General features: G+C 72.3%; 13 protein-coding genes and 5 pseudogenes. 10 read left to right on the top strand and 8 right to left on the bottom strand.

The window, feature by feature from the left end:
• The first annotated feature begins 69 nt into the window (after positions 1 to 69).
• Both DEJ15_RS06295 and DEJ15_RS06290 read left to right on the top strand, forming a co-directional pair.
• Positions 70 to 429 carry a hypothetical protein gene (locus tag DEJ15_RS06295; RefSeq protein ID WP_284175902.1) on the top strand — a complete coding sequence of 120 codons (360 nt, stop codon included), beginning with the start codon at positions 70 to 72 and terminating at the stop codon, positions 427 to 429.
• Complete coding sequence (locus tag DEJ15_RS06290; RefSeq protein WP_284176308.1) at positions 335 to 1,330, top strand: M18 family aminopeptidase; 996 nt, start codon at positions 335 to 337, stop codon at positions 1,328 to 1,330. The genes DEJ15_RS06295 and DEJ15_RS06290 overlap by 95 nt, the downstream gene beginning before the upstream one ends.
• A gap of 134 nt (positions 1,331 to 1,464) precedes the next feature.
• Here DEJ15_RS06290 and DEJ15_RS17995 read toward each other — a convergent pair.
• Positions 1,465 to 1,848, bottom strand: a pseudogene (locus DEJ15_RS17995) (DUF6264 family protein); the annotation flags it as partial.
• A gap of 235 nt (positions 1,849 to 2,083) precedes the next feature.
• Positions 2,084 to 3,083, bottom strand: a pseudogene (locus DEJ15_RS06285) (4-hydroxy-3-methylbut-2-enyl diphosphate reductase).
• 190 nt (positions 3,084 to 3,273) lie between these two features.
• On the opposite strand from DEJ15_RS06285, the gene xseA reads away from it, so the two are divergent.
• From xseA to DEJ15_RS06260, 5 genes and pseudogenes are all read left to right on the top strand, one after another.
• Positions 3,274 to 4,539, top strand: a complete 1,266-nt coding sequence (gene xseA, locus DEJ15_RS06280; RefSeq protein ID WP_110823635.1) for an exodeoxyribonuclease VII large subunit — start codon at positions 3,274 to 3,276, stop codon at positions 4,537 to 4,539.
• A 145-nt stretch (positions 4,540 to 4,684) separates the two neighbouring features.
• Positions 4,685 to 4,952: pseudogene (locus DEJ15_RS06275) on the top strand (exodeoxyribonuclease VII small subunit).
• Positions 4,949 to 5,587: a DUF4245 domain-containing protein gene (locus tag DEJ15_RS06270; RefSeq protein WP_110823633.1), complete on the top strand. Its 639-nt coding sequence runs from the start codon at positions 4,949 to 4,951 to the stop codon at positions 5,585 to 5,587. The pseudogene DEJ15_RS06275 and the gene DEJ15_RS06270 overlap by 4 nt, the downstream one beginning before the upstream one ends.
• Positions 5,588 to 5,685: 98 nt before the next feature.
• Positions 5,686 to 6,300, top strand: a complete 615-nt coding sequence (locus DEJ15_RS06265; RefSeq protein ID WP_110823632.1) for a carbonic anhydrase — start codon at positions 5,686 to 5,688, stop codon at positions 6,298 to 6,300.
• Positions 6,301 to 6,505: 205 nt separating this feature from the next.
• Positions 6,506 to 7,879 (top strand): class II fumarate hydratase, encoded by a 1,374-nt coding sequence (locus DEJ15_RS06260; RefSeq protein WP_284176307.1) that lies wholly within the window; start codon positions 6,506 to 6,508, stop codon positions 7,877 to 7,879.
• Between the two features lie 292 nt (positions 7,880 to 8,171).
• Here DEJ15_RS06260 and phoH2 read toward each other — a convergent pair.
• The 3 genes and pseudogenes from phoH2 to DEJ15_RS06245 form a co-directional block, all read right to left on the bottom strand.
• Positions 8,172 to 9,447, bottom strand: a pseudogene (gene phoH2, locus DEJ15_RS06255) (RNA 5'-3' helicase PhoH2).
• Positions 9,448 to 9,820: 373 nt separating this feature from the next.
• A complete protein-coding gene (locus tag DEJ15_RS06250) occupies positions 9,821 to 10,798 on the bottom strand; it encodes an aminotransferase class V-fold PLP-dependent enzyme (protein ID WP_284176306.1) in 978 nt (325 codons plus the stop codon).
• 284 nt (positions 10,799 to 11,082) lie between these two features.
• Positions 11,083 to 11,869 (bottom strand): annotated as a pseudogene (locus tag DEJ15_RS06245) (isoprenyl transferase).
• Positions 11,870 to 11,945: 76 nt separating this feature from the next.
• On the opposite strand from DEJ15_RS06245, the gene trhA reads away from it, so the two are divergent.
• On the top strand, positions 11,946 to 12,662 hold the full coding sequence (gene trhA, locus DEJ15_RS06240) for a PAQR family membrane homeostasis protein TrhA (RefSeq protein WP_110823629.1): 717 nt from the start codon (positions 11,946 to 11,948) through the stop codon (positions 12,660 to 12,662).
• 84 nt (positions 12,663 to 12,746) lie between these two features.
• Here trhA and DEJ15_RS17990 read toward each other — a convergent pair whose 3' ends face one another.
• The 3 genes from DEJ15_RS17990 to DEJ15_RS17980 all read right to left on the bottom strand — a co-directional run bounded on the left by DEJ15_RS17990 (position 12,747) and on the right by DEJ15_RS17980 (position 13,941).
• Positions 12,747 to 12,935, bottom strand: coding sequence for a hypothetical protein (locus tag DEJ15_RS17990; protein ID WP_349814831.1), 189 nt, complete (start codon positions 12,933 to 12,935; stop codon positions 12,747 to 12,749).
• Between the two features lie 114 nt (positions 12,936 to 13,049).
• On the bottom strand, positions 13,050 to 13,550 hold the full coding sequence (locus DEJ15_RS17985; protein WP_349814830.1) for a PIG-L family deacetylase: 501 nt from the start codon (positions 13,548 to 13,550) through the stop codon (positions 13,050 to 13,052).
• Positions 13,471 to 13,941, bottom strand: a complete 471-nt coding sequence (locus DEJ15_RS17980) for a PIG-L family deacetylase (protein WP_349814829.1) — start codon at positions 13,939 to 13,941, stop codon at positions 13,471 to 13,473. Before DEJ15_RS17980 ends, DEJ15_RS17985 begins: the two co-directional genes overlap by 80 nt.
• Before the next feature lie 36 nt (positions 13,942 to 13,977).
• Between DEJ15_RS17980 and DEJ15_RS06225 the strand changes: the two genes are divergently transcribed.
• On the top strand, positions 13,978 to 14,496 hold the full coding sequence (locus tag DEJ15_RS06225; RefSeq protein WP_181419410.1) for a DUF4307 domain-containing protein: 519 nt from the start codon (positions 13,978 to 13,980) through the stop codon (positions 14,494 to 14,496).
• A gap of 102 nt (positions 14,497 to 14,598) precedes the next feature.
• A complete protein-coding gene (greA, locus tag DEJ15_RS06220) occupies positions 14,599 to 15,087 on the top strand; it encodes a transcription elongation factor GreA (RefSeq protein ID WP_110823625.1) in 489 nt (162 codons plus the stop codon).
• Positions 15,088 to 15,202 lie beyond the last annotated feature (115 nt).

Below are 15,202 nucleotides of genomic sequence, written 5' to 3'. Positions count from 1 at the left end.
GACGTGCCCCGTTCTGCGTCCCGTGGCCTCTGCTGCGTCCGCCCACTGCCGCCGTGCCACGATGGACGGATGACCGTCGACGCCATCGCCAGCGAGTTCGCCCACTTCGTCACGGAGTCGCCGACCGCGTTCCACGCCGCCTCGGTCGCGCGCGACCGCCTGGTGGCTGCCGGGTTCACCGACCTCGCCGAGACCGACGCATGGCCGACCGAGCCCGGGGCCTACGTCGTCGTCCGCGACGGCGCGGTCATCGCCTGGCGTCTCCCCGGAGGAGCCACGGCGACGACGCCGTTCCGCATCCTCGGCGCGCACACCGACTCCCCCCGGGTTCCGGATCAAGCCGAACCCGTCCGTCCGTGTCGGCGGCTGGGAACAGCTCAACGTCGAGGTCTACGGCGGCCCGGTCCTGTCGACGTGGTTCGACCGTGATCTCCGCATCGCCGGACGGGTCGTCCACGCCGACGGCACCGCGAGCCTGTTCGACACCGTGGACGCCGTCGCGCGGATCCCCAACCTCGCGATCCACCTCGACCGCGGCGCGAACGACGGCCCGGGCATCGACAAGCAGCGCCACACGCTGCCGATCGTGGGCACCGACGGGACCACCGGCGGCACCGACGTCGAGGCGTGGCTGCGCTCCCGACTCGGCGAGACGGCCGTGGCGTGGGACCTGTTCCTCGCCGACTCGCAGGCCCCGTCGCGGATCGGCATCGACCGCGCGTTCCTGGCGTCGGGCCGGATGGACAACCTGACGAGCGTGCACGCCGGCCTCCGCGGGATCGTCGAGGCGCCGGGCGACGGCGACCACATCCCGGTGTTCGCCGCGTTCGACCACGAGGAGATCGGGTCCTCGTCGCCGTCCGGTGCCGGCGGGCCGTTCCTCGAGGACGTCCTCGCCCGCGTGCAGGAGGGGCTCGGGGCGAGCCGCTCCGAGTCCGCCCGCGCCTTCCGGGCATCGTGGCTGCTGTCGAGCGACGCGGGGCACCTGGTGCACCCGAACTTCTCCGAGAAGCACGACCCGACCAACCGCCCGCGCCCGGGCGGTGGCCCGCTCCTGAAGATCAGCGCGAACCAGCGGTACATGACCGAGGCGAAGGGCACCGCCGTGTTCGCGGCGGCGTGCGAGTCCGCGGGCGTGGCGTTCCAGCCGTTCGTCAACGTGAACACGATCCCGGGCGGCTCGACGATCGGACCGATCGCGGCGACGCGTCTCGGCATCCCGACGATCGACATCGGCGTCGGTCTGCTCTCGATGCACTCGGTGCGGGAACTCGTGCACGTCGATGACCTCGCCGACCTGCACGGGGCGGTCGCCGCCTTCCTCGCCTGACGGCGTGGCATCGGCGCTGGGCCTAGCCTCCGGCGGCCTGCCGCATCATCGCTGCGACGAACCCGTCGTCCCGGAAGACCACGGCGGCGAACACCACCGCGCTGAGCAGGGTCGCCACCGCTCCCCCCGAGCAACGGCACCCAGAAGCTCCTCCGACCTGCGCGGAGCCGGACGACGGACCACCAGAGGACGAGCGCGAAGACCACGAGCATGACGACCGAACTGATCATCGCCGCGCCGTTGAGCGCTCCGGGGTCCTGCAGAGCGGTGTAGTTCGTCTCGAGCTCCTCGCGCACCGTCGAGGCGACGGACCCGATCGAGAGTGACTGGACGACGCTCACGAGCCCCATGCCGAGGAGCACGAAGGTCAGCAGCACGTCCACGGGGGGACGCGCCGAGCCGTCGGGCGGACGCGGCGTCCCCGGTGGTCGCCGTCCGGTCGGCCGTCGCAGCAGCTCGTGCTCGGACAGCGGGACGACCCGACCCGCCGGTGGCCCCGGGAGCGGCCGACGCGGCAGCGCGCTCGCGGTCCTCGCGTTCCTGACGTTCCTGTTCGACGAGGACCGGGTTCACCCAGCCCTCGGGCGCGTACTCGCCGTACTGCGGAGCCGGTCGCCCAGCCGGGACGGCGCCCGGGGTCTGCGTGGCGGCACCCGCGGTATCGGGGGGCGATCCGGGCCTCCTGAGCGTCCACGGCCGTGGTCCCGCGCGGCGGGACGACGTCCCACCCGGTCGGGCGTCCGTCCGGAGCGCTCATCGGGTGCGCCCGCCCAGCGGACGCGTCGGCTTGCCGTCGGCGTCGGTGCGGAGTTCGCGCGGGAGGGAAAACATGAGGTCCTCGTGCGCGGTGACGACTTCCTCGACCGTGCCGTAGCCGGCGTCGGCGAGTTGGTCGAGCACCTCGGCGACCAGGACCTCCGGGACGGAGGCGCCGCTGGTCACGCCGACGGTCTCGACCCCGTCGAGCCATTCCTGCCGGATCTCCTCGGCGTAGTCGACCCGGTGCGCGTCCTTGGCGCCGTACTCCAGGGCGACGTCGACGAGGCGCACGCTGTTCGACGAGTTCGCGGACCCGACCACGATGACCAGGTCCGCGGCGGGTGCGACCTTCTTGACCGCGACCTGCCGGTTCTGGGTGGCGTAGCAGATGTCGTCGGAGGGCGGGTTCTCGATCGACGGGTACTTCTCCCGCAGGAGCCGGACCGTCTCCATCGTCTCGTCGACGCTCAACGTGGTCTGTGACAACCACACGAGGTTGTCCGGATCGGGGACCTCGAGCGCGGCGACGTCGGCCGGGCCGTTCACCAGGATCGTCCGCTCGGGCGCGTGACCCATGGTGCCCTCGACCTCTTCGTGGCCGGCGTGCCCGATCAGGATGATGGTGCGCTCCGCCTTCGCGAACCGGGAGGCCTCGCGGTGGACCTTCGTCACGAGCGGGCAGGTGGCGTCGATGGCGTGCAGGTCGCGTGCAGCGGCTCCGGCCACCACCGCCGGGGGAGACACCGTGCGCGCTGAAGACGACGTGCGACCCGCGGGGCACCTCGGCGACGTCGTCGACGAACACGGCGCCGCGCTGCTCGAGTGTGGAGACCACGTGGACGTTGTGGACGATCTGCTTCCGGACGTACACCGGCTCGCCGTACTGCTCGAGCGCCTTCTCGACCGCGACCACGGCGCGGTCGACCCCCGCGCAGTAGCCGCGCGGCGCCGCGAGCAGCACCCGCTTGCTCCCGCTGACCGGCAGGTCACGCAGGCGTCCGCGCGCTGCGGGGACCCGCGGCGGGGCGAGCGGGACCGAGTGGCCGTTGGTGATCGTCACGTCCCCGATGATAGGTGAGCAGGACCCGCGCAGCCTGGGCACGGACGAGCCCGTGGAGAACGCGCGGACGGCCGGGATGTCACCGGCGTCCGACACCATGGTCCGCACGACCGGGAGGAGCACGATGGCGATCGAACAGGGGCCGCCCACGGCGGAGGACCCGTGGCCCGTCGCGCTGCTCGGCGCGAAGCTCCGCGACTGGATCGACCGCCTCGGCGTCGCCTGGGTCGAGGGTGAGATCACGCAGTGGAACGTCGCCGGCGGCAACGTCTACGGCAAGCTCAAGGACGTCGAGGTCGACGCGACCGTGTCCTTCTCCATCTGGTCGAGCGTCCGCTCCCGGGTGCCCACCGACCTCAAGCAGGGCGACCGCGTCGTCGCCGCCGTCAAGCCGAACTACTGGGTCAAGGGCGGCTCGCTGACCATGCAGGTGGTCGAGATGAAGCACGTCGGGCTGGGCGACCTGCTCGAACGGCTCGAGCGGTTGCGGCGTGCCCTGGCGGAGGAGGGGCTGTTCGACCCGTCCCGCAAGAAGCGTCTGCCCTTCCTGCCGCACCGCATCGGCCTCATCACCGGCAAGGACTCCGACGCCGAGAAGGACGTCAAGCGGAACGCCCAGCTGCGGTGGCCGCAGGTCGAGTTCCGGACGGTGCACACGGCGGTGCAGGGCGACCGTGCCGTGGCCGAGGTGACCGCGGCGATCCAGGAGCTCGACGCCGACCCGGAGGTCGACGTCATCATCGTCGCTCGTGGTGGCGGCGACTTCCAGAACCTGCTGGGCTTCAGCGACGAAGGCCTCGTCCGCGCGGCCGCCGCGGCGACGACACCGCTCGTGTCGGCGATCGGGCACGAAGCCGACCGGCCGATCCTCGACGAGGTCGCCGACCTCCGGGCCTCCACCCCGACCGACGCGGCGAAGCGGGTCGTCCCGGACGTGGCCGAGGAGCTCGCGAACGTCCGTCAGGCCCGAGCCCGTCTCGGCCTGCGGCTCTCGCACACCCTGTCGGTCGAGGCGGACCGGATCGCCGCGCTGCGGTCCCGGCCCGCGCTCGCCTCGACGGCCTGGCTGGTGGACACACGTGCCGAGGAGGTCGCCCGTGACCTCTCCCGCGCCCGGGAGCTGCTCGACCGTCGGATCGAGCGGTCCCACTCCGACGTCGGGCACCTGACGGGGCGGCTCCGGGCCCTGTCCCCGCGCGACACCCTCCGACGCGGGTACGCGATCGTGCAGACGCAGGACGGCGCGGTGGTCCGCGGCGCGGACGAGCTCCACGGCGCCACCGCGGTGCACGTGACGCTCGGAGCGGGGACCGCGGTCGGCACGCTGGAAGCGGACGGGCCCGGTCCGGACGGATCGGGCGCCGGCGGGGCGGCCGAGGACGCCGCCTGACGCGGGAGGCCCGCCCCGGTCGGTCCGTTCCGGCTCGGAGGCCCGTCCCGACCTCCCGGGCGACGCTCCGCCCGCCTCGGCGCGAGTTCTCCACGGACCCCGCCGGACAGCGGAACCGTCGGTGGCGGCTCGGTAGGATCGGACCGTGTCTTCCGAGCAGCAGTCCGAGCAGCCCGACGTCCGCTCGTTGAGCTACGAGGCGGCGCGTGACGAACTCGTCCGTGTCGTCTCCGAACTCGAGCAGGGGGTCCGCGACCCTCGAGCGTTCCCTCGGGCTGTGGGAGCGCGGGGAAGCCCTGGCTGCTCGCTGCGAGGAGTGGCTCATGGGGGCCCGCGCGCGCCTCGACGCTGCGCGTGCCGCAACGGAGGACCGTCCCACGGCCGACGACTCCGCGGTCGGTGGTGCCCGATGACCGATCCGGACACCGGTCGACCGATCGTCGCCGAGCTCGGCCGCCCGGAGACCGCCGAGGAGACCTGGGCGCGGAAGGACACCGCCCGTCGTGCGCGGCGTGAGCACCAGACGGCGTTCAACCTCGTCCTGGCGCTCATCGCGTCGCTCGGCATCGTGCTCTTCCTGGTGGCGGTCGTGGTGCGACCCGACCAGGCCGTCGACCGCGCCGTGGACTACCGCCAGGTGGCACAGCAGGCGGACGTGTCCGGTGCCACCCTCCTGGTCCCGACGCTGCCGTCCTCGTACACCTCGAACCACGCCGACTACGAGTCGGGCTCCGCTCGTGGGGTCGCCGTCTGGACGATCGGCCTGCTGACGCCGGACTCGCAGTACATCGGCATGCACCAGGGGATCGACGCGAACGACACCTGGATCGCCGACCAACTGGACCAGAAGCCGGCGACCGGCTCCCGCGACATCGGTGGCGTCGAGTGGACCGTCTACGACCGTCGCGACGAGGGCAAGGACGCGGGCAACAACGCGTACGCCCTCGTGACGACCTCCGGTCGGGACACCGTCGTGCTCGCCGGCACCGCAGACGACCGCTCGTTCCGCACCGTCGCGACCGCGATCGGCGAGGAACTCCGGAACTAGCCGCCGGCGGCCGGTCCTGCGGCCGACCGCGGCCAGCACCGGCCGAGAACCACCACGAACCCGTCCCGAGAACCCGAACGCCCGAGGAACGACACACGATGACCGACCGCGCCGCCTCCACCCCCGCCGAGGCCCTCCGACTCCTCGTCGAGGGCAACGCACGCTTCGCCGCCGACAAGCGCCGGACCGGGCGGATCGACCCCGAGCGTCGCTCGGAGCTGCAGGGCTCGCAGGCTCCGTTCGCCACCGTCCTCGGCTGCTCCGACTCACGCGTGCCGTTCGAGCACGTGTTCGACGCCGGCATCGGGGACGTGTTCGCGATCCGGAACGCCGGACAGATCGTGGACGAGGTCGTGCTCGGCTCCATCGAGTTCGCCGTCGTCGCGCTCGGCACGCCCCTGGTGGTCGTGCTCCGGCACACCAAGTGTGGAGCCGTCGCCGCTGCCCGGTCGGGTGAGCCCGTGCCCGCGCCGCACCTGCAGGCCCTCGTCGACGCCATCACGCCGAGCGTCGAGCGTGTCCGCGCCACGGACCCGGACGTCGCGCAGGAGTCGGTCGGTGCCGCACACCTCGAGTCGAGCCTGAAGACGATCCTCGACCGCTCCGGCGCGGTGTCCGACGCCATCGCGGAGGGTAGGTTGGCCGTGGTCGGCGCGACCTACGACCTCACCACGGGAGAGGTCACGATCGACACCGTCGTCGGACAGGCCTGACGGGTCCGTGCGGCGGACGCCTGCCCCGTGGGGACACGGGTGGGCGCCCGGACGGACCACGTCCGACGACGACACCGCCCCGGCAGCGACGAGCCGCCGAGCGGACACCGACACCGCCCGCGACCGCGACCCGGTGTGAGCACCACGAGGAAGGACCACGACGACGTGACCGACACCACCACCCCCCGCTGACGGCGAGTTCCGCATCGAGCACGACACGATGGGCGAGGTGCGGGTCCCCGCGTCGGCGCTCTACCGTGCGCAGACACAGCGGGCCGTGGAGAACTTCCCGATCTCCGGCACGGGCCTCGAGTCCGCGCAGATCGTGGCGCTCGCGCGGATCAAGCGCGCCGCAGCCCTGGTGAACGGCCGGCTGGGCATCCTCGACGACGACGTCGCCCAGGCGATCGCGACCGCCGCGGACACCGTGATCGGCGGCGAGCACCACGACCACTTCCCGGTCGACGTGTACCAGACCGGTAGCGGCACCTCCTCGAACATGAACATGAACGAGGTCCTCGCCACGCTCGCCTCCCGGACCGCCGGGACCGAGGTGCACCCGAACGACCACGTCAACGCTTCGCAGTCGTCGAACGACGTCTTCCCGACCTCCGTGCACGTCGCGGTCACGGACGCCCTCATCCGTTCGCTCGTGCCGGCACTCGACCACCTCGCCGAGGCACTCGAGCGCAAGGCGACCGAGTGGGCCGGCGCGGTGAAGTCCGGCCGCACCCACCTGATGGACGCCACGCCCGTCACCCTCGGCCAGGAGTTCGGCGGGTACGCGCGCCAGATCCGCCTCGGCATCGAGCGCCTGACCGCCACCCTCCCCCGCGTCGCCGAGGTCCCGCTCGGCGGCACCGCGGTCGGCACCGGCATCAACACGCCGAAGGGCTTCCCGCAGCAGGTCATCGCGCAGCTCGCGGAGGACACCGGACTGCCGATCACCGAGGCGCTCGACCACTTCGAGGCGCAGGGAGCCCGCGACGCCCTCGTCGAGGTCTCCGGTGCCCTCAAGGTCATCGCCGTCAGCCTGACGAAGATCAACAACGACCTCCGCTGGATGGGCTCCGGCCCGAACACCGGGCTCGGCGAACTGCACATCCCGGACCTGCAGCCGGGCTCGTCGATCATGCCGGGCAAGGTGAACCCGGTGATCCCCGAGGCCACGCTCATGGTCGCCGCGCGGGTCATCGGCAACGACGCGACCGTCGCGTGGGCGGGCGCGTCCGGCTCGTTCGAGCTCAACGTCGCGATCCCGGTGATGGGCACGGCGCTGCTCGAGTCCATCCGTCTGCTCGCGAACAGCACCCGCGTCCTCGCCGACAAGACCGTCGACGGGCTGGAGGCCGACCTCGAGCGGGCGCGCGCATTCGCCGAGTCGTCGCCGTCCATCGTGACGCCGCTGAACCGCGTCATCGGCTACGAGTCGGCCGCGAAGGTCGCGAAGACGGCGGTCGCCCAGGGCATCACCGTCCGGGAGGCGGTCGTCGCCCTCGGCTTCGTCGAGCGCGGCGAGGTCACCGAAGAGCAGCTCGACAGCGCCCTCGACGTCCTCAGCATGACCCGCCCCGCCTGACCTCCGGTCCGGACGAGACGCCGGCGTCCAATCCAGGACGCCGCCCTGTCGCCGAGACGCCGCCGTTCCCGGCGGCGTCTCGTGCGTCCGGCGGCGTCTCGTTCGTCCGGCGGCGTTCAACCTCGACGGACCCATTCGACGCCGGACCCGGTCCGCGCCGCCGGACCCGCCCCGCGCCTCCCGTCGAGCGCCGTCGCACCGGACGTCGGATCGCGCTGAGCGACACCCCTCGCGCCGACGAGCGCGAGGGTTGTCGCTCAGCGCGGAGCGAGCCGGCCGGCCCGGCCCGCCCCTACGCCAGGTCGGGCGAGTCCAGCAGCTCCGTCACGAGCGCCGCGATCGCCGAGCGCTCCGACCGTGTCAGCGTCACGTGCGCGAACAGCGGGTGCCCCTTCAGCCGTTCGATGACCGACGCGACCCCGTCGTGCCGGCCGACCCGCAGGTTGTCCCGCTGCGCCACGTCGTGGGTGAGCACCACGCGCGAGTTCTGCCCGATGCGGGACAGCATCGTCAGCAGGACGTTGCGCTCGAGCGACTGCGCCTCGTCCACGATGACGAACGCGTCGTGCAGGGAGCGGCCCCGGATGTGGGTGAGCGGCAGCACCTCGAGCATGCCGCGCTCGACGACCTCGTCGAGCACGTTCTCGGACACGAGCGCCCCGAGGGTGTCGAACACGGCCTGCGCCCACGGGTTCATCTTCTCCGAGGCGTCCCCGGGCAGGAACCCGAGCTCCTGGCCGCCCACGGCGTACAGCGGGCGGAACACCATGATCTTCTTGTGCTGCTGCCGTTCGAGCACGGCTTCGAGACCGGCGCACAGTGCGAGCGCGGACTTGCCGGTGCCGGCACTCCCCCCCGAGGGACACGATGCCGATCTCCGGGTCGAGCAGGGCGTCGATGGCGAGCCGCTGCTCGGCGGACCGCCCGCGGAGGCCGAAGACCTCACGGTCCCCGCGCACGAGCGACACCGAGCCGGCGGTGTGCACGCGGCCGAGTGCGGAGCCGCGCTCGGAGGAGATGACGACCCCGGTGTTGACCGGGACGCCGTCGAGGTCGACCGTGCGGAGCTCCTCGGTCTCGTAGAGCGCCGTGACCTGGTCGCCGGACACCTGCAGTGTGGTGATGCCCGTGTACCCGCTGTCGACGGCGAGTTCGGCGCGGTACTCCTCGGCGGCGAGGCCGATCGACGCGGCCTTCACCCGGAGCGGCAGGTCCTTCGACACGACCACCACGTCGAGCCCGTCGTTCGCGAGGTTGGACGCGACCGCCAGGATGCGGGAGTCGTTGTCCCCGAGTTGGAGCCCGGACGGCAGGACGGACTGGTTCGAGTGGTTCAGCTCGACGCGGAGCGAGCCGCCGTCCCCGACCGCCACCGGGAAGTCCAGTCGCTCGTGCTCGACCCGCAGCTCGTCGAGGATGCGCAGCGCCTGCCGGGCGAAGTACCCGATCTCCGGGTCGTTGCGCTTCGACTCGAGTTCGCCGACGACCACGACGGGCAGGACGACCGCGTGCTCGGCGAAGCGGAACAGGGCGCGCGGATCGCTGAGCAGCACGGAGGTGTCCAGCACGTAGGTGCGCTGGGCGGCCGACGTCGATGCCGGCGCTGCTGACGAGGTTCCGCGGGAGACGTTCTGAGAGGTCACGACCACTCCATCCCCGGGCCGCGAGCGACCCGGTCCATGTCCTCGACGCGGCCACTGGAGCGGTCCCGGAGCACCGACCGTGGCCGCTCCGACCGGGCGCGTTGCCCGATGTCGCCAAGCTACGACGGGTGGGCGCAGCGCACCAGCGACACGCCTGATCGCGCGGTTACGGTCGTGTGTCGGCCGGCTGAACGGCCGGGAGGCGCGGCCAGCGCCCGGCGTCAGGCGTCAGGCGTCAGGCGTCAGGCGTCAGGCGTCAGGCGTCAGGCGTCAGGCGTCAGGCGTCAGGCGTCAGGCGTCATGCGTCAGGCGTCATCGTGGCGTACGAGACGCAGGCATCCCGGAACATCCCGAGCGTCTCGTCCGTCGTGGACGCGAACACCGAGACCCGCACCTCACCGAGGCGGGCCGTCGCGGTGACGCCGTGGTTGTGCAGCGCTGCGCTCAGTGCGGTGAGCCGTCCGGCGCCCGGTCGGAGCACGACGATGCCGGCGCGCTCCGGGAGGTCGCGGCTCGACACGACGGGCAGGCCGAACTCGTCGGCGATGGCGATGACCCGGTCCACCCGGTCGGCGACGCGCTCCTGCACGGCGGCGACGCCGACGGCGGTGAGGCGTTCGAGGGAGACGGCGAGACGGGCCTGGGACACGGGGTCCACCCGCGACATGCTGAAGGCCGTCGCACCGGGGCGCACGGTCGGGACCTCGGACGGCCACCCGGTCGTACCGTGCGGACCGGACAGCGCCGGCCGGACACGCTCGAGGGCCCGGTCGCTGAACGACACGAAGCCGGTGCCCCACCCGGCGTGCAGCCACTTCTGGCCGCCCGTGGCGACGACGTCCGCCACCTCGTACGGGGCGTCGACGACGCCGAAGCCCTGGATGGCGTCGACGATGAGCAGACGGTCGCCGATGACGTCCCGGATCGCGGCGAGGTCGGCGAGGTAGCCGGTGCGCCAGTCCACGAGGGACAGCGCCACCGCGGTCACGTCGTCGGAGAGCCGCTCGCGGATCAGCTCGGGCGTGAGCCAGCCGGCGCCGGACTCGATGACGACGGGCTGCACGCGGCCGCCGGTCGCCGACGCGGCACTCGCGAGGGCGAGCGGCAGCGACGGGTACTCGTCGGCGGCGACGAGGACCCCGCCGGTCAGGCCGAAGGCGGTGTGGAGCAGGCCGGGCGTGGTCGCGGTCTGCGAGACGACCTGGTCCTCCCGGCGGCGGACGAGACGGGCGGCGACGGCGCGGACCCGGGCGTCCTGTTCGTCGAGCGTCTCCATCGCCCCGAAGCGCATGTGCTCCTGGATGTGGCCGAGGACACGCTGCTCCTCGAGGACGGCGGTCTGCACGGGGCCGAACGCGGCGTGGTCGAGGTAGCCGGGCTCCTCGGCGAAGCCGGCGACGTACTCGTCGATCGTGGTCACGGGGTGCACCTTCCAGTGGGCAGAACCCTGTGAGCCTACTGGGACCGGTGCAGGCGGTCGAATGCAGTCCGCGGAACGCCAGGCACACGGGGGGCGGCCGATCGGCCCCGGCCACCCCGGCTCGGACCCTGTGGAGCGGTTCAGCCGCCGAACCGTCGCGAGCGCAACCCGAAGTCGCGGACCGCACGGAGGAAGTCCACCTCGCGCAGGTCCGGGTAGAAGGCCTCGACGAAGTAGAACTCGCTGTGGGCACTCTGCCAGAGCAGGAAGTCCGACAGCCGCTGTTCCCCCCGACGTCCGGATCATGAGGTCCGGGTCCGGCTGCCCCTGCGTGTACAGGTGGTCGCCGATGAGCTCGGGCGTGAGCACCTCGGCCAGGGTGTCGAGTGTCCCGCCGCCCTCGCCGTGGGACCGGACGATGCTCCGCATGGCGTCCGCGATCTCCCGCCGACCGCCGTACCCGACCGCGAGGTTGATGTGCAGCCCGGCGTGGTCCGCCGTGCGTTCCTCGGCCCGCTCGAGCGCGCTGACGAGCTCCGGTGGCAGGCCGTCGTTCGACCCGACGTGCTGGACCCGCCACGTGCGGTGGTGCGACAGGCGCTCGGCCAGGTCGGCGATGATCCCGACCAGCTGGTCGAGCTCCTCGCCGCCGCGACCCTTCAGGTTGTCGGCCGAGAGCAGGTAGAGCGTGACGACCTGGATGTCGAGGTCCTCGCACCAGGACAGGAACTCGGGGATCTTGGCAGCGCCGGCCCGGTGGCCGTGTGCCGCGGTCTCGAGACCGAGCTGCCGGGCCCACCGGCGGTTCCCGTCGACGATCATCGCCACGTGCTTGGGCTTCTGCGCGCCCTCGATCTCACGGCGGATGCGGTTCTGGTACGCACGGTAGAGGAGCCCACGCCCCGCCCATCCCAGCCTGCCCGTCACGCGTCGACTGTAGTGCAACCACTCCGCACGAGGACTCCCAGCCGCTCTTCCGTGATCCGGTCGTAGCGTCGAGGGCATGCAGTCAGACCAGGACGCGCCAGCGCTTCCCCACGTCCCGTTCACGGAGGAGGCGAGCGCCGACGCCGCCACGACGGACGCGCCCCGTCCGGCCTGGCGCGGGTGGATCCACGCCGGCACGTTCCCGTTCGCCGTGGCGATGGGCATCGTGCTCATCGCGCTCGCGGCCACCCCTGCCGCGAAGGCGGCGAGTGCGGTGTTCATGGCGACGTCGATGATCATGTTCGGCGTCTCCGCGACGTACCACCGGTTCCCGTGGGGCCCGGTCGTCAAGCGCGTGCTGAAGCGCATCGACCACACGAACATCTTCCTGCTCATCGCCGGCACGTACACGCCCGTCGCGGTCTGTGCGCTGCCGCACACGCTCATGGTCGTGGTGCTCTGGGTGATGTGGAGCGGGGCGCTGCTCGGCGTCGCCTTCCGCGTCTTCTGGATCGGGGCACCGCGGTGGCTGTACGTGCCCCTGTACCTGGCGCTCGGCTGCGCGGCGTTCCTCATCCTGCCGCAGCTCTTCGCGGCGAGCGTGCCGATGACCGTGCTCGTGCTCGCCGGCGGGGTGGCGTACATCCTCGGAGCGGCCGTCTACGGCTTCAAGCGCCCGGACCCGTCGCCGACGTTCTTCGGCTTCCACGAGGTCTTCCACGCCCTCACGGTCGTCGCCTTCGCCGCGCAGTGGGCGGGCATCCTGGTCATCGCCCTCGACCCGGTGCGCTGAGGCGGCGCGCGGACGCCGCACCCACGACGGACGGGAGGCTCCCCACCAGCTGGTGGGGAGCCTCCCGTCCGTCGTGCGGACGCGTCAGCCGCGCTCGGTGTCGTCGCCCACGTCGGCCCGGCCGTCCTCGGCGGCGCGACGTGACGGCTCGTCGGTCGCGGCGCCGTCGGCGGGCTCGCCCGCGACCTCGGCCTCGAGGCGTTCCCGCACCTCGGCGCGGTAGCGGGTGCGACGGATGCGCCGCGTCATGTCGAGCACGAGGAGGATCGTCACGATCGCGACCACCGCGATGGCGACGAAGCCGGCGACCCCGGGCGTGACGTCGACGTCGGGGACGCCGCTCGGGCTCGGGCTGGGGGGTGGCTGCCAGTACGGCGGCGATGGTGCTCACGCGTGCGCGTCCTCTTCGGATGGGATCCCTGCGAACAGGTCGGACTCGGGGAGCTCGGTCGGCACTCGTGCCTCGACGAGCTGGTAGTCCTCGGTCGGCCAGACCTCGGCGAGCAGGTCGTTCGGCCAGTAGAAGAACGGGCTGTCCGGCGGCACCTGGCTCGCGTGCGCCCGGAGTGCGGCGTCCCGCGCCTCGAAGTACTCGTGCACGTCGACGTGCGACGTGGCGAGGTCCGGCCGGTCCGCGAACCGCTGCACCCACTCGCCGAGCTGCTCGAGGAGCGGGTTCTCGGGGTCGCGCTCCCGCAGGGCATCGTGGAAGGCCGAGAACCGCCGTGGGTTCATGGTGCGCTCGTAGTACAGCTTCGACACGGACCAGGCGGGCCCGGCCTCCGGGTACTTCTCGGGATCCGCGGCGTCACGCCACGCAGCGACCGAGACCTCGTGCGTCCGGATGTGGTCCGGGTGCGGGTAGCCGCCGTTCTCGTCGTACGTCACCAGGACGTGGGGGGCGGAAGCGACGGACGACCCGGACCAGGGCCGCGGTGCTGTACTCGAGCGGGACCGTCGCGAACGTGCCGGGGCGGACCGTCTCACCCTGCTCGGTGTCCGGCAGTCCGGAGTCGTGGTACCCGAGCCAGACGTGGTCGATCCCGAGGGCTGCCTGCGCGGCCGCCATCTCGGTGCGGCGGAAGCCCGCCATGTCGCGGTGCGCGCGGGCCTTCGACGCGTCCGGCAGCTGCTCGTTGAGGATGTCCCCGGCCTCGCCCCCGGTGCACGAGACGACGAGGACCTCCGCACCGTCGGCCACGTACTTCGCCGCCGTGGCCGCGCCCTTGCTCGACTCGTCGTCGGGATGGGCGTGCACGGCGAGCAGACGACGGGGCACAGCGTTCCTCCACTGCTCACGGACCTTCGGACGCGGGTGGCGCACGGCGAGCGTGAACTACCCTGGGATCAGGATAATCACCCCGGGAGCCCCGAACTGTCCGATCAGCACACCGCCCCAGCAGCAGGGCCCGCAGCAGCCGGTAGCGCGGCACCCGCCGACCGGGCAGCACTGGACGACCGCTACGGTCGCGGTGCCGGCACCCGGCGCCGGGGCAGGCTGCTCGCCATCGTCACCGCGGTCGCGATCGCCGTCGTGTTCGCGGTCTGGGCGATCTGGGCGGGCCCCGGACAGACCGACCACGGGCTCGACACCGACGACGTCGGGTACGAGGTCGTGTCGGACCACCAGGTCGTCGTGCACACCCAGCTGGCGGTCGACCCGGGCACCGAGGTCGAGTGCGCGGTCCAGGCGCTCGACAAGGGCTACACGATCGTCGGCTGGCGGGTGGTGACGGTGCCGGCGGACGACCAGCGGAGCCGCTCGCTCTCGACGCCCGTGAACACGACGTCGCGCGCCGTCACCGGCTTGATCCACTCGTGCTGGGTTCCCTAGACTGCTCGGAATCACGATTCGAGACCGGCCGCCGGCCGGTCTCGATTCTTTTGCGCCACACGCCGTGACCGGTCCCGACCGTCGCGGCCGAAGGGAAACGACATGAGCAACGACACGCAGGGCACCTGGCTGACCCAGGAGGCGTTCGACCGTCTCACCGCCGAGCTCGAACAGCTCACCGGCCCGGCCCGCATCGAGATCGCGAGCCGCATCGAGGCCGCGCGCGAAGAGGGCGACCTCAAGGAGAACGGTGGCTACCACGCCGCCAAGGACGAGCAGGGCAAGATCGAGGCCCGCATCCGCTCCCTGACCGAGCTCCTCAAGCACGCCACCGTCACCGAGGCCGAGTTCGACGGCACCGTCGAACCGGGCACCGTCGTCACCGCGACCATCGCCGGCGACTCCTCGACGTTCCTCGTGGGCAACCGCGAGATCGTCGCGGAGGGCTCGGACCTCACCGTGTACAGCCCGGTCAGCCCGGTCGGCGCCGCGATCGTCGGCCTCCGTGCCGGTGAGGCGACGACGTACACGGCCCCGAACGGCAAGGAGATCGCCGTCGAGGTCACGAAGGTCGAGCGGTACGAGCCGTAGGCCCTCGCGGCCTTCGCGGCCTCGCGGCACCCGACCTCCGGCCCGGCGTGCACCCTCCTGGTACACGCCGGGCCGTCGTGTGCCCGCCGCGCACGGCGGGCCGGAGGTCGTTGAC

It is taken from the genome of Curtobacterium sp. MCJR17_043 (genome assembly GCF_003224315.2).
Taxonomy (GTDB): Bacteria; Actinomycetota; Actinomycetes; order Actinomycetales; family Microbacteriaceae; genus Curtobacterium.
The sequence above is the reverse complement of the archived record's forward strand: the minus strand, read 5'-3'. Positions and strand labels throughout refer to the sequence as shown.

Bases quoted from the DNA above. Each gene is read 5' to 3' on its own strand.
- DEJ15_RS06295 (WP_284175902.1), top strand. From the start codon at position 70: ATGACCGTCGACGCCATCGCCAGCGAGTTCGCCCACTTCGTCACGGAG.
- xseA (WP_110823635.1), top strand. From the start codon at position 3,274: ATGGCGATCGAACAGGGGCCGCCCACGGCGGAGGACCCGTGGCCCGTC.
- DEJ15_RS06270 (WP_110823633.1), top strand. From the start codon at position 4,949: ATGACCGATCCGGACACCGGTCGACCGATCGTCGCCGAGCTCGGCCGC.
- DEJ15_RS06265 (WP_110823632.1), top strand. From the start codon at position 5,686: ATGACCGACCGCGCCGCCTCCACCCCCGCCGAGGCCCTCCGACTCCTC.
- DEJ15_RS06250 (WP_284176306.1), bottom strand. From the start codon at position 10,798: ATGGAGACGCTCGACGAACAGGACGCCCGGGTCCGCGCCGTCGCCGCC.
- trhA (WP_110823629.1), top strand. From the start codon at position 11,946: ATGCAGTCAGACCAGGACGCGCCAGCGCTTCCCCACGTCCCGTTCACG.
- greA (WP_110823625.1), top strand. From the start codon at position 14,599: ATGAGCAACGACACGCAGGGCACCTGGCTGACCCAGGAGGCGTTCGAC.